The 17,059-nt window shown below is 69.5% G+C and carries 13 protein-coding genes; 4 read left to right on the forward strand and 9 right to left on the reverse strand.

Going from position 1 to position 17,059, the window contains the following annotated elements; genetic code table 11:
- Window positions 1-72 precede the first annotated feature (72 nt).
- Both IT359_04600 and IT359_04605 read right to left on the reverse strand, forming a co-directional pair.
- Entirely contained in the window at window positions 73-663 is a 591-nt protein-coding gene (locus IT359_04600) for a hypothetical protein (GenBank protein MCC6928256.1), read from the reverse strand.
- A gap of 476 nt (window positions 664-1,139) precedes the next feature.
- A complete protein-coding gene (locus tag IT359_04605) occupies window positions 1,140-2,042 on the reverse strand; it encodes an alpha/beta fold hydrolase (protein MCC6928257.1) in 903 nt (300 codons plus the stop codon).
- 393 nt (window positions 2,043-2,435) lie between these two features.
- Between IT359_04605 and IT359_04610 the strand changes: the two genes are divergently transcribed.
- The gene (locus tag IT359_04610) at window positions 2,436-4,628 is read left to right on the forward strand and encodes a hypothetical protein (GenBank protein ID MCC6928258.1); all 2,193 of its coding nucleotides are present in this window, start codon (window positions 2,436-2,438) and stop codon (window positions 4,626-4,628) included.
- Window positions 4,629-4,648: 20 nt separating this feature from the next.
- Here IT359_04610 and IT359_04615 read toward each other — a convergent pair whose 3' ends face one another.
- From IT359_04615 to IT359_04625, 3 genes are read right to left on the reverse strand one after another with little or no spacing between them, the layout of a single operon-like run.
- Entirely contained in the window at window positions 4,649-6,817 is a 2,169-nt protein-coding gene (locus IT359_04615; GenBank protein ID MCC6928259.1) for a M20/M25/M40 family metallo-hydrolase, read from the reverse strand.
- Between the two features lie 51 nt (window positions 6,818-6,868).
- Window positions 6,869-7,492, reverse strand: a complete 624-nt coding sequence (locus tag IT359_04620; protein ID MCC6928260.1) for a Smr/MutS family protein — start codon at window positions 7,490-7,492, stop codon at window positions 6,869-6,871.
- A gap of 2 nt (window positions 7,493-7,494) precedes the next feature.
- Window positions 7,495-9,087 carry an alkaline phosphatase family protein gene (locus IT359_04625; protein MCC6928261.1) on the reverse strand — a complete coding sequence of 531 codons (1,593 nt, stop codon included), beginning with the start codon at window positions 9,085-9,087 and terminating at the stop codon, window positions 7,495-7,497.
- Window positions 9,088-9,217: 130 nt separating this feature from the next.
- Between IT359_04625 and IT359_04630 the strand changes: the two genes are divergently transcribed.
- Complete coding sequence (locus tag IT359_04630) at window positions 9,218-9,931, forward strand: hypothetical protein (GenBank protein MCC6928262.1); 714 nt, start codon at window positions 9,218-9,220, stop codon at window positions 9,929-9,931.
- A gap of 153 nt (window positions 9,932-10,084) precedes the next feature.
- On the opposite strand, the gene IT359_04635 is transcribed toward IT359_04630, so the two are convergent.
- From IT359_04635 to IT359_04645, 3 genes are all read right to left on the reverse strand, one after another.
- Complete coding sequence (locus IT359_04635) at window positions 10,085-11,269, reverse strand: acetylornithine transaminase (GenBank protein MCC6928263.1); 1,185 nt, start codon at window positions 11,267-11,269, stop codon at window positions 10,085-10,087.
- 77 nt (window positions 11,270-11,346) lie between these two features.
- Window positions 11,347-12,126, reverse strand: a complete 780-nt coding sequence (gene argB, locus IT359_04640) for an acetylglutamate kinase (protein ID MCC6928264.1) — start codon at window positions 12,124-12,126, stop codon at window positions 11,347-11,349.
- Window positions 12,123-13,082, reverse strand: coding sequence for an N-acetyl-gamma-glutamyl-phosphate reductase (locus tag IT359_04645; protein MCC6928265.1), 960 nt, complete (start codon window positions 13,080-13,082; stop codon window positions 12,123-12,125). The genes argB and IT359_04645 overlap by 4 nt, the downstream gene beginning before the upstream one ends.
- A 129-nt stretch (window positions 13,083-13,211) precedes the next feature.
- Between IT359_04645 and IT359_04650 the strand changes: the two genes are divergently transcribed.
- On the forward strand, window positions 13,212-13,670 hold the full coding sequence (locus tag IT359_04650; protein ID MCC6928266.1) for an arginine repressor: 459 nt from the start codon (window positions 13,212-13,214) through the stop codon (window positions 13,668-13,670).
- Window positions 13,671-14,051: 381 nt separating this feature from the next.
- Window positions 14,052-15,374, forward strand: a complete 1,323-nt coding sequence (argH, locus tag IT359_04655) for an argininosuccinate lyase (protein ID MCC6928267.1) — start codon at window positions 14,052-14,054, stop codon at window positions 15,372-15,374.
- Between the two features lie 63 nt (window positions 15,375-15,437).
- On the opposite strand, the gene IT359_04660 is transcribed toward argH, so the two are convergent.
- Window positions 15,438-17,057 (reverse strand): PDZ domain-containing protein, encoded by a 1,620-nt coding sequence (locus tag IT359_04660; protein ID MCC6928268.1) that lies wholly within the window; start codon window positions 17,055-17,057, stop codon window positions 15,438-15,440.
- Window positions 17,058-17,059 lie beyond the last annotated feature (2 nt).

Here is a 17,059-nt window from a genome sequence, read left to right on the forward strand (position 1 = left end):
CGGGGAGGCGAACGAGACACCGAACGCGCCGTCGCCACATGCCGGGAACGACGGGCGCGTGGTGGGTGGGCGCTACTGCGTGATGGCGCGGAGGTTGAGCGTCCCGTTGTACGTACCGGCGGTCACCGACTGACCGGTGAGGTCGATTTGCAGGTACAGGTCGTCGGTGCGGCTCGACTTCTTGTTGGCGCCAGTGATGGCCTGGGAGAAGAGCGAGAGCGTGCCACCCGCGACGCCGACAGAGCTTGCGCCACCGGTCACGACGGCGCCGCTGAAGGGGTTGAAGGCACCGCTCGTCCCGATGCGCCCCTTCACGAGCGACGACGCGATGAAGTCGGTGCCGTTCGCGAGCGCCTGCGACGGGTTGCTGAAGTAGCCGACGAGCACCACCGACGCCGCCGAGGGGTTGATGTCCCACGTGGTGGTGATGTTCACCGGCGTGGAGAAGCTGTTGACGGCGTTGTCACTCAGGTTGCTCATCGTCTGGGTGCCACCGGAGTTGATCGCGATCGTGAGCGCAGCCTGTTTGGTCGCGTTGATCGTGACCGTGGCCGTGTTGGAGAGAAGACCGGACTGCGCCTGTGCAGCGCCCGCCGTGACGGCGAGCAGGAGGGCGGCGCGGCGGATCGAGCGGGCGACGACGACAGTTCGAAGGGTGCGCATGGTGGAAGCCTCGGACGGAGGAGACGGAAGTGAGGTGATGCCAGCTGTCCGCCGATTCGACGAGCGATCCCTATAGCCGTCACGACCTTGCACAGTGCCACGTTTCTTGACGGTACCGCGGACATCCGCGTCACGACTGCCGCAAAACGCCACATATCTTCGACTTCTCACTGCCGCGGCGTGGAGTCGACGTCGGAGCTGCCTCGAATATCGACACCCGGAACAGCCGCCGGCCTTGTTACCCTAACCCGCTGCAATCCAGACGCTTCAGTTCGCCGGAGGTAATGCCGATACTGGCGCCCGCGCTGCAGCCGACGGTGCTCTCGTGCCGCCAAGCGCACCTGAGGCGATTTGCCACGAGTGCCTGTCGCTTGCAGCCGTGCGCCATCCGTCGCTTCTCCGATGACGCGACAAAACGGCGGAGATTTCTGGATGTGCGGGCGCGGGGGACGCGGAGGGCGCTCTTGTGGCGCCGACTATCGACCCTCCAGCCACTCCACGACGCGCTCGCCGACGGCGTCCGCGTCGTAGTCGGCGGTGATCACGTGCCCCGAGCGTTCGACCCAGTGCACTTCCTTGACCGGCGCGCCCAGTCGATCGAACGCCGCGCGCGCTGCTTCTATGGGGATGCGGTAGTCGTGCTTCGAGAAGATGACCAGCGTGGGAGCTGTCACCCGAGCGGATGCCGCGGTGGCACCATCGACCACCCGGCGGAGTTCGCGCAGGAGGCGCGGTGTTGCGCCGCCGTAGCCTAACGACGCTCGCCGCGCCTCGGGGTCGCGGATGGAGGCATCGGAATCACCGGGCACCCAGGGGCGCACGAGGGCCCACAGCGGCCACACCGCGGTGAGGAGACGCGCTCGGCGGGAGACCTGGAGATAGGGAGCCAGCAGCACGAGCGCCGCCGGCGCCTGACCGTCGACCGAAAGTCTCGTGGCGAGCGCGCCACCCATCGAGAGGCCCACGAGTGCCACCGTGCGGTGCGTCCCCCGGAGCGCCGCGTACGCCTGCCGGGCCGTCCCGTCCCAGTCTTCCGCATCGGTGTCGTTGAAAGCCGAAAGCGTTCGGCCATGCCCCTGAAGCAGTGGCGCACGCACCGTCCATCCCGCCGCGTGCAACGCGTGCGCCAGCCGTGACAGCGACTGCGGTGTGTCGCCGAAGCCATGCAGGAGGAGGCAGGCGCGCGAGCCGGCGGCATCGAGCGCGATCGGTGCCGCACCATCGAGGATCCCGTCGGGACCGACGGGGTGCGCCTGACACCACCGGACGTCGCGCGCCCGGAGCGCGCGTCGGCTGCCGATCTGCCTAACGGCGAGCGCCGCCACCGCGGCCGCCAGCGCCGCGATCGTGGCCCACAAGGCGACCAACGGCGTCCCCATGTGTCGCCCGACTCAGCCGTGTGCGAGCGACGGATCCCCAGCCGCCGCGCCGCGGTTAACGCCCGCCGACAACTTCCCCGGCCAAGGCCCGGCGGGAGCGAAGGGCGGTGAGTCAGCCACCGTGAGAAGGTGCTGCGCCACGACCACCAGGATCATCAGTGTGCAAGCCATTGCGCATGTTGAGGTTACGGCCGTCTCAGAAATCAGGGTCAGACGCCCTGCTCCCGACCATCAAAGTGCGGCCGCGGTGGATCGGTTCCTTGCGCCACACGGGTGGCTGACCAGCGAAGCGAGCCCATGGGCAGAAAGTACCGGGAGACTTGTCTGGACAGGCTCTGCATTTTCACCTTCCTTTCCCGAATCGCTGAGCTCGTTTCGCAGTCCCTCCCCCCGATGTCGCACCGCGCCACGGTCGACACCCCTCCGCGACCATTCGAAGTCGCAATCGTCGGTAACGACGCCGTCCTGGCAGCACTTCCGGCGCGTCCGATCCAGCTGGCCCACGCGATTCTCGCGTGTGGGTACGACCTTGTCGTGCCCGTCAGTTGGGGAGAGGAGGTGTTGGCCGAGCATACGCTGCGCGCGATCGCGGCGCGCGGGAGCGCTCCCGCCATCTTCTGCGCCTGCCCGGCGCTGCGGGCGCGTCTCCTGGCGGCGGGGAACGAACTGGCGCCGTACCTGATCTCCGTGGTGTCTCCCGCGGTCGCGGCCGCACGTTACCTGCGCGCGCTGCATGCGGGGGCACCGCTTCGCATCACGACGATTGGCGGCTGCCCCAGCGCACGTGACGATTCGATCGACACGAGGATCGGGGCGCACGACTTCCTGCGCCTGCTCGTCAATCGCGGCGTGTCGCTCACGCGCCAGCCAGCTGTCTTCGACTCCGTGCTCCCGCCCGACCGGCGCCGCTACTTCTCCCTTCCGGGGGGATGTCCCGCCCCCAAGGCGCTCGTGACGCGCGCCCCCGACCGGCGCCTGGTCACGATCACCGACGACGCCTTCTCGACCGACCTCGCCGAGCTGCTGCTTAGCGGCGAGAACGTGCTCATCGACCTGTCGCCGCGCCTTGGTTGCACCTGCTGCGGCGGCCCGCCGACGGGGGACCATTGGGGCCCGTCGGGTCGTGACGAGATCCTTCTTCTCGAACCACCGCGCGCGCGCACGCCGGTCATCGACCTGGAAATCGAAGTGTCGGTCGACGTGGCGCCGACCGACCCGTCGGCGCGGCCGGAGCTTCCCCTGCCGGGGAGTCGCCCCGCGCACGGAGGGCGCGCGACACCGGAGACCATTCGGCTGCCCGGCGCCTCGCCAATCGCGGAAGCCCGAGCCCGCGCCGAGGAGCGGGGCGAGAGGCGGCGCATCGCCATCACGCCGCCAGCCGCAATGCCCGCGCGTTCCCCTGCGGTCGATTCGCCAGCGAGCGGGCGCACACCTTCGGTGGAGCCGGCGCCACCGCGCAAGGCTGAAGCGCCATCGGTCACGCCGTCCGCGCCATCGGTCACGCCGTCCGCGCCGCCGCTCACCTCTTCCGCGCCGTTGGAGCCGCCAGCGGGACCATCGCTCCGTACGCCGGCAGCGACCATTGCGCGTAACCCTGCGCTCTCGGCGCCCGAGCTTCATCCGTTCGTCACCAGAGCCGGGACGTATGCGGAACTCGGGATGCCGTCCTCGCTCGAGCGCGCAGCCCCAACTCCCGTGAGCGCTCACGGGCCGCCTGAGAGTCCGGCGCCCCACGACAGCGAGGTCGTGGAGCCGGTCTCGATCGAGCCGGAGGTGCGGCAGGCGGGGCGGCGGGGCGGCGTGCCGCAGCGCTTCCACCTCTCACGCGCCAGCTCGCATCCTCGTGCACAGTCTGGAGGGAGGACACTCCCCCGCGCCTATATCCGGCACACGCCGGTTGGAGTGCGCCCGACCGAGGTCGTGTCGGTCGAGGAGTCGGAGCTCCTGCTTCCCGTCGTTGTGGAGTCGAGCGCTCCGCCGGTGGAGACGGAGCCTGCGGGAGCGCTCTCGCCTGTAGAGGTGGCGTTGGAGGTGGAGGTGGAGGTGGTGGCGGAGGTGGTGGAGGTGGTGTCGGCGGAGCTGGTGAATGTCGAAGGCGCGTTGGGGGAGGAGACGGCGCTGGAGGTGTCGCCGGAGGAGCTCGCGCCGAGTGAGCTCGCGCCGAGTGAGCTCGCGCCGAGTGAAGTAGCGCCGCGTGAGCTCCCGCCGCATGAGGTAGCGCCGGTAGAGCCCGCGACGGTGAAGGGGGAGCTCACGACGGTCGACAACGCGCCGATGGGTGTCGCGCGCGAGGTGCTCGCGCCCGAGGCGCCGCCCGCGCCGGCAAGACCGCCGATGCCGCCTGCGTTTGCAGCCCCACCATTGGACTTGCTGACCGGCGAGGAAGCGCTGGCGAGGTTGCGACGGCACGCCCAGCTGCAACGAGCATCGCAGCCGCCGCGCATCGTGGCGCGCGAGGTTCCGCCACCGCGCGAGCGACGCTCGCTTGGCTCACTCCTGCGCTTCGTTGCGCTGGCGATCGCAGTGGTGGCGCTGCTCGTCGTGCTGGCGATCGTCTTTCTCCGGGCCCCGACCGCGCCCTGGTAGGCGCGGTCAGGCAGATAATCCTACGGGGCGCCTCCCTGCAGCGCCGTCCGCGCCTCGTCCAGTTTGCGGCTGGCGGCATCGAATCGCGCCGCGAGGTCGGCCAGCTCGGCGCGCGCGAGTGTCAGGTCGCCACGGCGCAGCGCCTCATTGATGGACGGGAAGACGATGGTCGCATAGCCGTTGTCTTCATCGGCGGCGTAGATGAGGTTGCGGAACCAGGGGCGGGTCCGCAGCCCTTCCGGTCGGGTGAGCGCACGCTCGACGCCGAGGAGCGCCGAATTGGCGGCACGCAACGTGGCGGGCGCGGGCGCACCGCGCTGAGTCCCCGCCAACGCCGCATCGCGCGCGGCGGCAAAGGTTCGCGCCGAGCGCTCCATGCGCTTGAAGGCAGCCGCGAGCGGCGCGACGTCAACGCCGCCGCCGGCAGCTGCAATGGCACGATCCAGCGAGGGGAGGTAGCGGCGCATGGTGCGCGCGTACTCCACGTAGTCGTAGGGCAGGACATCGGCGTTGGCCAATCGAAGCATCATGGCCGCCCCGACTCGCGCCGCCATCGCGTGGTAGGTGAAGCCGGGGTCGCCGAAGCGACTCATCCAGGCAAACGAGTCGTAGGCGGAGTGGTACACGCCGCCGCCACCCCCGAACCCCCAGTCGGCGTGCGGGATCCCCAGGTGATTGTAGAAGCCCGCGAAGTCCGAGCCGCCACCGGGATCGCCCATCGGCGGCTCCAGGGAGTCGCTCGCCAGCTTCGCCGCGGCGCGCCATCGCTCGTACACGCTCCCACCGCGCGGGTCATCGATCTGCTTCGCGACATCTCGCAGCAGGGCTCGCAGGCTCGGCGATCCACCGCCCCCGAACGCGCTCCCCTGCGCCGACACGTCCTGATTGAGGTAGCCCACCGCGCCGCGAAGGAGGCGAAGCGAATCATCCTCGACGTACTCGGTCGACCCGATCAGCCCCCACTCCTCGGCATCCCACGTGGCGAACACCATCGTGCGACGCGGACGATCTCCCTTCTTCACCAGCTCCATCGCGGCGCGCGCGGCCTCGAGGACGCTCACGGTCCCGCTGACGTTGTCGGCGGCCCCAGGTCCCCACGAGTCGCGGTGCGCGCCCACGATGACCATCTCGTCGGGCAGCTCGCGCCCACGAATGATGCCGAAGGTGTTCCAGATGGTCTTGAGCGGACGCGTGGCGGTGTCGGTCGCGATGGCGACGCGCGCCTTTACCGGCCCCGGGCCCACGTGATACCGAAACGGGAGCGCCCCTTGCCAGCCCGGCGGAATGGGTGTCCCGCGCAGATCCGCCAGCAGCAACGCCGCGTTCCCGTACCCCATCGGGACGACCGGAATGTGCGGAACGTTCGCCTCGGCAGCTGCAATGCGCGTGGCGCCGGTACGGCTCGCCCACCCTGGCGTGGTGGGGTCGCCGTTTCCGTTGGCCACGCCACCGCGCTGGATCCCCTGCGGCGGGCGCATCGGTCCCTCGGGATAGACATCGCCGCGCACGTAGCCATCGTCCTGCGGATCGGAGTAGATGATGAGCGCCACCGCGCCGTTCTTCTCCGCCTCGCGCGCCTTGATGCCGCGGAACGAACGGCCGTAGCGCGCGATGGCAACCTTGCCGCGCACGGAGACACCCAGCTTCGCGAGCTGCTGGTAGTCCTCGATGAGCCCGTAGTTCACGAAGACCACATCGCCCGTCACGTCGCCGCTCCCCGCGTAGCCATTGATGGGGAGGACCTCGCCGGTCGTGCCTAACGTTGAATCTCCGGGAACGCTCCCCTCGCGCAGGTCGAGCTCGCGCGCCGCACCATCCACGCGCCACGCCCGGACGCTCGTCGGGTGCGGCATCCAGATGTCGTAGCTCCGTACCTCCGTCTCCATCCCCAGCGCCTTCATCTGCTCGATCACGTAGTCGCGCGTGCGCGCCTGGGCGGCGGTTCCGGCGACGTGCGGTTCGGCCGACAAGACGCGCGAATGCGCCTCGGCGCGCGCCGGCGCTGGAATCGCAACCGCCGCGCGCTCGAGCAGGCGCTGGCGCTCACCGTTGGCGCGCGAGAAGCCGGTGAGGCCCTGCCCAGCCAGCGGGCGCGCCGTGCAGGCGAGCAGCAAGGCGATCGCCGCGCGCGTTGAGCGCGATGCGCGCGCAGGAGAGGTGTCGGGAAGCGGGTGTGGGAGCACGGGCATGGGCAGGGGATGGAAAGGGGCGCGCACGGTCAGCAGGTGTGGCGGGCGGCGTCAGTCGGCGTCTTCGTACTCGGCCAGGGCGCGGGCAATCGCGGTGCGCAGCGCCACCTCCGACGGGGCAGCGCCCAGCGCCCGCGCGAGGAGCGAGAAGTTGCGCTCCATCTCGCCCAGGATGAAGGGCTCGTCAGGGTCGGGCATTCCTAACGAGTCGAGCGAGTGCAGGGCCACGCGCCGCAGCAGTTCCAGCGTCTCCTCATCCAGTCCGGCGAGCGCCTGCGGGTTGCCGCGTGGCGGGTGGCGTTGGCGCCCCGTGTGGCCGTCGCGCGAGCGCGGCGGGGCATCGAACATGGCGCGGAGCGAGGCCAATGTGACGGCGAACGATCCGGCGGTGTGTTCGTTGATGGACGACACCACGCCCGCGCGGCGCAGGCGATTGAGGAGCTTGCGCACCTCCTCGCGCACCACCGCCACCTGTCCCACGCTCTGGTTCCCGCGCCCGGTGATCACGAGCACCTCGTCGGCCTGCTCGACCTGCTTGGCGCGAATCCATCCGTCGACACGCCGGACCGCCTCCGCCCCCGAGAGGAGGGCGTCGCGCACATTCAGGATGCGCGTCGCCCCGAAGCGGACCTCGTCGAAGGCACGCTGGACCTCCGGGCGACGCCGGATGGCCATCCCTAACGAAGGGCAGCCGTCAGGACGCGGCCGTCGAGCTTCTCCATCGGTCGAATGGAGAGCGCCGCAGCCAGCGTGGGCGCGATGTCGACCACGCGCACCTTGTCCGTGTGGCGCCCCGGCTTGATTCCGGCGCCGTAGAAGATGACCGGAACGCGCGCGTCGTAGTCGTGCGGCGTGCCGTGCAACGCGTCCACCTGGAACTGCCAGTACCAGAACGGGCGCATCGTCACCACCACCGCCACCGGGACGTCCTCGGGAAACATCTGCAGCCAACGGCGCGTGATGTCGTCGGCCTTGGGTCCACGCTTCACGAGGTCGGTGTACACGTCGGCGCGCATGACGCCGTCGAGCTTTGCCATCGCGCGCGCAAACGAGCGCGCGACCGAGTCGCGATTCACACGCGCGCGCTTGAAGTACACGGGATCCAGGTACAGCACCCCCATGTCCCACAGGAAGCCGGCCGGATCAACGCCAGCCTTGGTGAGCGACTCGGTGAGAGCACTCACCACCGGACGCGGATTCAAGCGGCCGGCCGCCGTGGTCCGGTAGCGCGTCACGAGGTCCTTGCCGGGAAAGGGCCCCACGCCGTGATCGGCGGTCAGCGAGAAGATCACCGACGACGAGTCGCGCAACTTGTACAGCGAATCGAGAAAGGCGCCGAGCGTCCGATCGAGGCGCACGATCTGGTCATGGATCTCGCGCGAATCCGGGCCGTAGCGATGTCCGATGGCATCCGTGGTGGAGAACGACACGGACAGGAAGTCGGTGCGCGTCGGGTCCTTGCCGAGTTCGCGCACGTTCACCGCCTCCAGCGCCAGCGCCGCGATGATCTGGTCCATCACCGGGAAGTCCTTCAAGCCTTCGTTGGCGATGGCCGGGTCGGTCGGCACGTGATGCGGGAAGGTGAAGTCCTTCCCCTTCGACTCCGCCTCCACGCTGTCGGCCTCGGCATACGCCGATGGCGGAAGGAGAAGGTCCCACGTGGTGCCGAACTGCGCCTGCGGGAGTCGCCGTGCATTGAAGCGCTGGACCCACTCGGGGAGCGTGTCGGCGTAGTAGCGGCTCGTCGTGAAGAAGCCCGACCTGGGGGCGTACCAGTAGGCCTCGCCCTTGGCTCTGCCTAACGGGAGGATGGCCGAGCGGTCCTTGCGCGACACCCCGACCAGGCGCGAGCGCACATCGTTGAAGCGCAGCCAGTCCCCCAGCACCGTGCCGCGAAAGCGGAAGGGAGACGCCGGATCGCCGGGCGTGCCGATGAGCGGCATCTGCGGATCGAGCACACCGGCGTCGTTGGCGACGATCCCGGTGCCACGCGGAAAGCGCCCCGCCATCATGGTGGAGTGCCCCGGCGCCGTCTCGGTGATCCCGTGATCCTGGTACCCGTTGGGGAAGTAGGCGCCACCGTTCATCAACCGGGCCAGTCCACCGGTAAACTGCGACCGATAGAGCTCGAGGTAGTCGGGCCGCAGCTGGTCCACCGCCAGGTGCACGACGAGCGTCGGGCGAAATGGCTTGGACGGCGGCTGGGCCGTGGCCCCGCGACAGGCGGGCGCGAGCGAGGCGAGAGCGAGGACGAGGAGGTGGCGGCGCATGGTGTGGAGTCGGCTAGGGCGACGCAGAATGTACACCCCCGGCATGGTGGCGGCCCGTCGGGCGTTCGTGCATTCTGCACGTGGCGCCTCGAGTGTGCATCCGTGTGCGCCTCACCTTCGTCATCGCGTCATGAGCCGGCACTGCTTTCTCCCGGAGAAACTCTTCGGCGGCCGTCGCGCGCCGCGCGGCAGCGGCGCCCGCGTCGTCATGGCCGCCCTGGCCATCGCGTCCCTCGGCGCGCTCCCTGCCGCGAGCTTGCAGGCACAGCGCAGCGAGCGACCGTTCGCGCTGGCGGTCGGTGGTGGCATTGCCCTCCCGACGGGTGAGTTTGGCGATACGCACGGGCAGGGGACGCAGGGGACGGCCTCGCTTCTCGTGCGTCTTGCCGGCCAGCGAATGCGCTTTCGTCCCGAGGTGAGCTACGCGCGTTTCCGCCTCGAGAGGACGGGCGCCGGCAACGTCGATCCGCTCGCGGTGAGCCCACTCGAAGCACGGGCAAAGGGACGCTCGGCGGGGGCCGCCGTGGTGGCGCGCGACGTCGCCACCGAACCTCGCCACACGGCACTCGTCACGGCGCTGGCGAACGTCGAGTTGCCACTGGCCCGCGGGAGCTACCTCATCGGCGGCGTGGGACTTTCACGCGTGCGCACGACCGACGCCACGACAGGGGATGCGCTCAACGCCAACGCCCTCGCGTACGGGGGCGGACTCGGGTGGCGCACCCGGCTCGGCCGTGTGGAAGGGTTTGTCGAGGCTCGACTGCAGCGCTTCTCGATCGAGGCGGGGCGGGCGTACTTCAGCGACGCGCAGCTCGCCCCCCTCACGATCGGCGTGGTGTTCTGATCGCGCGGCGCCGCGAGGCGCTTCCGTCAGCTACAACAACGGGATGCGACCGCCGTGTCGCGCCCCGCCTCGCTGTTCGTTGGTCGGGCGGGCGCGAGCGCCGGAGAGCACCGGCGAGCACCGGCGAGCACCGACGAGCACCGACGACCGCCGTCAGGCCGACAGGACGTGCTCCAGGATGGTCAGCCCGCGCCCCAGGTCGTCCTGCGTGATGACGAGTGGCGGCAGGATGCGCACGGTGTGCTCTCCTGCCGAGACGAGCAGGAGCCCCGCCTCACGCGCGCGGGCGATGAGCTCGGCCGCCGGCTCCACCGTGTCCACCCCCCACATGAGCCCCGCCCCGCGAATGGCGCGAATCCTCCCGGTGCGCGACGCGATGCCGTGCAGCTGGTCGGAGAACCACCCCCCCAGTTCGCGCACGTGCGACAGCATCTGCGGATCCGACAGGCGGTCGAACACGTGCAACGCCACCGAGGCGACGAAGGGCCCTCCGCCGAACGTCGTTCCGTGATCGCCCGGCTGCATGGCCGCGGCAATCTCGTTCGTCGCCAGGATCGCTCCCATCGGGAGCCCTGCGGCAATCGGCTTCGCCAGGGTGAGGATGTCGGGCGTGACCCCTAAACGTTCATAGGCGTACAGGTAGCCGGTGCGCCCCAGCCCGCATTGGATCTCGTCGAAGATGAGCGCGATGCGACGTTCCCGCGTGAGCTCGCGCACCGCCCGCACGAACCCCGGGTCGAGGACTCGCACGCCACCCTCGCCCTGGATCGGCTCGAGGATAAGCGCCGCCGTCGTCTCCGCGTTGAGCGAGATGTCGAGGTCGTCCAGATCGCGTTCGAGGATGGAGATTCCACCCGCCAGCGGGCGGAACGGCATGCGATACTGTGGACGGTCGGTGGCGGCAACGGTGCCGAAGAGGCGACCGTGGAACGCCCCGCGCAGCGAGAAGATCTCGTGCTTGGCCGCGCCGCCAATCGAGCGCGCCCAGCGACGCGCGAACTTGAAGGCCCCTTCGTTGGCCTCGGCGCCCGAGTTGCAGAAGAAGACGCGATCGGCAAATGACGACGCCACGAACTTGTCCGCCAGCTGCTCTCCCGGCTGTGTGCGAAAGAGGTTGGACGTGTGGATCAATCCATCGGCCGCGTGCTTGATGGCATCGGCCAGCCCCGCATCGCCATAGCCAAGCGCGTTGACGGCAATGCCGCTCGTGAAGTCGAGGTAGCGCTTCCCCTCGGCGTCGATGAGCTCGACCCCTTCGCCTCGCACCAGCTCCATCGGTGCGCGCTTGTAGACTGGGAGCAGCGACTCGGTGACGGTGGTGGCGAGGGTGGTGGCCATGGGAACCTCGGAAGACGAGAGAACGGAAAGACGAGATGACGAGGGAGGAGCGGAGTGGCGTGCGCGCGTTGCGCGCGCTAGCGGGATCGTCGCTCGGCGGGGGCGAGGTGAAGCGTGGTGCCGGCCGACGCGTCGCCAATGGCGGCAAAGTCGCCGATGCGGACGCAGGCCACGCCGCGCTCGAGCGTGAGGCGCGCCGATTCCAGCTTGGCGATCATTCCCCCCGTGGCCGCGCCGCTGGCGATGAGCGCCGACATGCCGTCACCGTCCAACCGCGGAATGCGCTCGCCATCCACGGCGAGGACGCCCGGGACGTCGGCCACGAGGAGAAGTTCGTCGGCGCCTAACGCGACAGCGATCGCCGCCGCCGCATCGTCGCCATTCACGTTGCACCCCTGGCCATCGGCGAAGCGCCCGAGCGGCGAGACGACCGGCGTGAATCCGCGGTCGAGAAGCGCCGTGAGCACCGCCGGTTCCACCGCGTCGGGCTCCCCCACCACGCCGAGGCTCCCGTCACCAAAGAGCCGGCACGTGAGGAGCCCGCCATCCTCCCCGGAAATGCCGACGGCCTTCACGCCCGCGCTGGCAAAGGCGCCCACGAGCCGCTTGTTCACCAGCCCGGACAGGACCATGCGCACCATGGCGAGGTCGCCCTCGGTGGTGACGCGCCGCCCGTTGTGAAAGGTGGGCTCGACGCCCATGCGGCGTTGCAGCTGCGTGACCTCGTCGCCGCCGCCATGCACCACGACCACGCGCGCGCCGGTGCGCACCGCGCCGGCGATCGCCGCCGGGAGCGCCGGGTCGCCCTGCGCACGCCCGCCCAGCTTGATGACACGGGTAAGCGACGCACGGCTCACAGCGGGAGCCCCATGGCCTCGGGAAGCCCGAGCGAGACGTTCGCATTCTGCAACGCCTGTCCCGCCGCACCCTTCACCAGGTTGTCGATCGCCGACAGGATGATGAGCGTCGGCGTGCGAAGCCCGGCGGCCTTGCGCACCGTGATGCGCACCGCGTTGCGATGCACCACGTCGCGCAGCGCCGGAAGCTGCTCGGTGATCTCGATGAAGCGCTCGCCCGCATAGTGTTCGTGCCAGAGCGCGAGCGGTTGGTCCACGTCTTCCGTCAGCTGCACGGTGACGGTGGCCAGGATCCCGCGCGCCACCGGGAGCAGGTGCGGCGTGAAGAGCAGGTCCACGTCGCGCTCGTACCGCGCCACCAGCGAGCGCATCTCCGGGAGGTGCCGATGTTCGTTCCCCACGCCATAGGCGCGGTAGTTCTCGGTGACCTCGCCGAACAAGAGCTCCGGCTTGGGCGAGTTGCCCGCGCCGGTGACGCCACTCGCCGCGTCCACGACAATCGTGGACGCCGTCGCGATGAGGCCACGCTCGAGCAGCGGGACGAGCGACAGCAGGATGGCGGTTGGGTAGCACCCGGGATTGGCGATCACCTCGGCGCCGCGCAGCTCCTCGCGCGCCACTTCGGTGAGGCCGTAGGGAACGTGCTGCGCACTGTGCCCCGGGCGCAGGTCGCTCGACAGGTCGATCGCGCGCACCCCCTCGTCGCGCGCGCGCGCGATCCAGGCGGCCGACGCCCCGTGCGGGAGGGCGCTGAAGACGAGCTCCGCCTCCTTGATGTTCGCATCATCGGGCGCCACGAAGGTCACCTCGCGCCCGCCAAGGAAGGCGCGCTCGCCTCGCTGCGCGTTCGCGGTGGCGTAGGCCAACTCGAACTGGGGATGCGCATTGACCAGACGGCAGAGCTCGCGCCCCGCATATCCGCTCGCGCCAAAGACGCCAACAGGGATTCTATGCACACATAATGCATACTTACCCACTCGCTGCGTGTCAATTGGTGGGCCGAATCCGGAAGGCGCCGGGTGCGGGGGTGGTTGTCGCGCTCAGCCGGTGCTAAATCTGCGGCGCACCCTTCACCCCACCCTTTCGTGAACAAACGCGACCGTCACGCCGCCATTCGCGAACTCGTCGCCGCGCAGCCGGTGGGGAGCCAGGAGGAGTTGCGCCAGCTCCTCAAGGAGCGCGACTGGGACGTGACGCAGTCGACGCTGTCGCGCGACCTTCGCGAGATGCGCCTCGTTCGCATCCCCACACCCGACGGGCCGCGGTACGCGTCTCCCGAGTCGCTGGCAGGCGAGGACGAACGAACGCTCGTCGAAGACGTCCTGCCGCAGTTCGTCGATTCGGTCGATGGCGTGAGCGAGCTCCTGGTGGTGAAGACGATCTACGGAGGCGCCCAGCCGGTGGCCGAGGCGATCGACTCAGCCGGCTGGAGCGAAGTCGTCGGTACCATCGGCGGCGAGAACACGGTGCTCATCATCTGCCGGTCCAACGACGCGCGCGAGCGGCTGCACAAGCGAATCCAGAAACTCTCCGCGGATGCATAGGCGGGCGCTCACCCCCGAGCGCGATTGACTCGCCTATTCGGCTTGGTAGATTATGCAGCGCGAGTGGTAGAATATCTCGCGCCCTCCGCTAACCATGCAGACTTGTACCCGTGCCAAGCCTGGCGGGACTGACGACTCAATGACCGAGACCTGTGTTCGTGTGACGTTGGATCCACGCGCAGCCGCCAGGGCCGCGCTCCCCGGAACGGGGAGAGGGGAGCTGAAGGGGAGCGCGAGGGAGGCGAGAAAGCCCTCGCGAGTGCGCGCGTGAGTCAGGGGGCGAATCCTGGCGAGGCGCCGGCGGTGCCGTTGGCGGGTGGAGCGGCCGCAGGTGGGCACCGTCTCTGGGGCGGGCGCTTCAACGCCAAGTCGGCGGCGATCATGGATGCGGTCAACCGCTCTATCGGCGTCGATTTCCGGCTCTGGCCGTTCGACGTGCGGCTCTCCAAGGCGTGGGCGCTCGCCTTGGCGCGGGCCGGTGTCCTCACCGAGGGTGAGGCGAGCGCGATCGGAACTGGGCTCGACAAGGTCGCGGCGCGTCTTGCGGCTGGCGAGTCGCCGATCGACTCGGACGAGGACATTCACACGATGATCGACCGCCTCCTGCACGAGGAGGCCGGCGCCCCCGCGTCCAAGCTCCACACCGGCCGCTCGCGCAACGACCAGGTAGCGACGGCCTCACGGCTGTGGGCGATGGATGCCTGTGCACGGCTCGACGCGGCGCTGCGCGAGGTGCAGCAGGTCTTCGTCACCCAAGCCGTGTCGCTGCAGGAGGCGATCCTCCCCGCGTACACGCACATGCAGCGCGCCATCCCGGTCTCGGCGGCGCACTGGATGCTCTCGCACTTCTGGCCGCTCGAGCGTGACCGCCAGCGCCTGGCGGCTGCGGCGCGCCATACGGCGACGCTCCCGTTAGGCTCGGGTGCGGTTGCCGGGTGCGCCTTCCCGGTGCCGCGCGACTTCCTGCGCGACGCGCTGGGCTTCGAGACGGTATCGCCCAACTCGATCGACGCCGTCGCCGATCGCGACTTCTGTGTGGAGATCGTCTTCACGTGCACGATGATGGCGACGCACCTCTCGAAGCTGGCCGAGGACCTCATCCTCTTCGGCTCGAGCGAGTTTGCCTTCGTCAAGTTCGGCGACGGCTACAGCACCGGGTCGAGCATGATGCCGCAGAAGCGGAACCCGGACGCGCTGGAGATCACCCGTGGCTCGGCGGGACGCCTGCTCGGCGACCTGGTGTCGCTGCTCACGACGCTCAAGGGACTGCCGAGCGGGTACAACAAGGACTTGCAGGACGACAAGCGGGCCATGTTCGGCGCCGTCGACACGATGCTGCTCGTCCTCCCGGCCGTGGCTGGGGCGGTGGCGGAGCTGACCTTCGACAGCGCGCGCATGCGGGCGTCGGTCTCGAGCGCCATGATGGCAACCGACCTGGCCGACTACCTCGTCGGGAAGGGGATCCCCTTCCGCGAGGCGCACAAGGCGGTTGGCGCGGTGGTCCGTGAGAGCGAGGCGACGGGACTGGAGTTGCACGCGCTCCCGCGCACGGCATACGCGCAGGCGCACGCGGCGTTTGGCGATGACGTCTACGAGGCGCTGTCGCCCGAGCGCTCACTGGCGCGACGCGAGGTGGAAGGGGGAACCGGGCCGAATGCAGTGAAGGCGCAGCTTGCGCGAGCGAGGGCGGCGCTGGCTGGTTAGGCGCGCACGGCAGCAGGTGTCACACGGCGAACGGCCTTCCTCCTCGGCGGGCCGTTCGTCGTTCTACTCCTTGTGTTCGGGGCCCAGCAGCGCCGCCGCGCGCGTGAAGCTCTCGAGCGCGGCGCGCACCTGGCTGTCGGCGTACGCGCGCACGGTGAGCGCGCCACCCTCGCCCCATTTCGCGCCAGCGATCACACCGCGCATCGCGCGCCACAACTGTTCATCGGCGGCGCCCGGGATATCGACCTGGTGGCGAGCGGCCAGCGCGCGAAACGAGGCGATCGCCGTCGCCGATGGACGATCGTCGGCCAGGAACGCCTCGAGCGTCGTCAGGCGCGCCCCTTCACCAGGGAGGAAGCTGCCAAGCCACTCGAGCCAGACGTCGCCCTCATTGAGGCGTGACATCCAGCTGGGAGGATCACCTGGCGGCGGAAGTACCACATCCGGAAAGACGCCGCCGCCGCCGTAGACCTGTCGTCCGTTGTCGGTCTTGCAGGAGGGGCGCCCCACCGTGTCGCGCGCCTCGCCGGCCAGGCGGTAGTAGTTGCGGGTCGTGAGTGCGCGATAGGCCCGTTGCACGACGCGCCCGCACGGCGTGTGCACCTGCCCCACGACGAGCATCATGAGCGAGCCGTCCGAGAGTGGGAGCCCTTGCATGAGCAGCGCCTTTCCAAACGTCGGACGTCCGACGATCAGTGCACGGTCGTGGTCTTGCAATGCCCCCGCCACGAGCTCCGACGCGCTCGCCGTTCCCGGGTTCACCATCACGACGATCGGATAGCGGCGTTCGGATCGCCAGAACGAGCGCTTCACGCGTCCTGTGTCGATGATCTCCTTCTTTCGTCCGGCCGAGGTATAGACCACAGTGCCTGCCGGAAGGAACTCCCCGGCGACCTTGGCGGCTTGCGAGATGATGCCGCCGCCGTTGTCGCGCAAGTCGAGGACGAGCCGCTTCATGCCTCGTTCCTCGAGTCGCCCAAGGGCATCGTGCAGGTCCTCGGCCACCTTCGTATTGGCGAAGGTCGTGACACGCACGTAGCCGGTGGTCGGCTCGAGCATCGTCGCCACGGGCACCGCCGTCTCGTCGTCGACGTGTTGTCGCACGATGCGCCGCTCCAGCCGGGCGCGCGTTCCATCGGCGCGACGCCGATCGAGCGTGAGCGTGGCGGCGCTCCCCGGGCCCCCGCTCAGGACGAGGTCGAGCTCCTCGCTCGACTCAGCCGTCACGTCGCGGCCATCGACCGCCACCAGTTCGTCTCCCACCACGATGTCCTGCTGCGCCGCTTTGGTCCCTGGCGCGATCGACACCACGACGGGGCTTCCCCCCACGAAGGTGAAGACGACCGGGAGTGGCGTGAGCTTCCCCTTGCGTTGCAGCTCCTCGAGCTCGGGCGAGAGGCGCACGGCCGTCATGACGTACGAGTGCGGATCGGCGGCGCGTACCATGCCGCGGACCGCCGCCATGATCAACGCATGCGCGTCGAGCGAGTCCGGATGGTTGACGCGCAGCTGGTTGAAGACCTGGCTGAAGAGCTGCAGGTCCTCGGCCGTGGTGCGCGGACGGGTGGGCGCGCGCAGTGAATCCTGGGCGGACACCGCGGGCGGACGCATGAGCACGAGCAGCCACGCCATGGCCACGATCGAAGGTCGCACGCGCCCGGCAATGAGCGTGAGGCGTCGCATCG

The sequence above is a fragment of the Gemmatimonadaceae bacterium genome, assembly GCA_020852815.1.
Classification (GTDB): domain Bacteria; phylum Gemmatimonadota; class Gemmatimonadetes; order Gemmatimonadales; family Gemmatimonadaceae; genus SCN-70-22.

Excerpts from the sequence above, each read along its gene's own strand:
- IT359_04630 (MCC6928262.1), top strand. The coding sequence starts at position 9,218 with ATGAGCCGGCACTGCTTTCTCCCGGAGAAACTCTTCGGCGGCCGTCGC.
- IT359_04600 (MCC6928256.1), bottom strand. The coding sequence starts at position 663 with ATGCGCACCCTTCGAACTGTCGTCGTCGCCCGCTCGATCCGCCGCGCC.
- IT359_04610 (MCC6928258.1), top strand. The coding sequence starts at position 2,436 with ATGTCGCACCGCGCCACGGTCGACACCCCTCCGCGACCATTCGAAGTC.
- IT359_04620 (MCC6928260.1), bottom strand. The coding sequence starts at position 7,492 with ATGGCCATCCGGCGTCGCCCGGAGGTCCAGCGTGCCTTCGACGAGGTC.
- IT359_04635 (MCC6928263.1), bottom strand. The coding sequence starts at position 11,269 with ATGGCCACCACCCTCGCCACCACCGTCACCGAGTCGCTGCTCCCAGTC.
- argH (MCC6928267.1), top strand. The coding sequence starts at position 14,052 with ATGGATGCGGTCAACCGCTCTATCGGCGTCGATTTCCGGCTCTGGCCG.
- IT359_04625 (MCC6928261.1), bottom strand. The coding sequence starts at position 9,087 with ATGCGCCGCCACCTCCTCGTCCTCGCTCTCGCCTCGCTCGCGCCCGCC.
- IT359_04615 (MCC6928259.1), bottom strand. The coding sequence starts at position 6,817 with ATGCCCGTGCTCCCACACCCGCTTCCCGACACCTCTCCTGCGCGCGCA.
- IT359_04660 (MCC6928268.1), bottom strand. The coding sequence starts at position 17,057 with ATGCGACGCCTCACGCTCATTGCCGGGCGCGTGCGACCTTCGATCGTG.
- IT359_04605 (MCC6928257.1), bottom strand. The coding sequence starts at position 2,042 with ATGGGGACGCCGTTGGTCGCCTTGTGGGCCACGATCGCGGCGCTGGCG.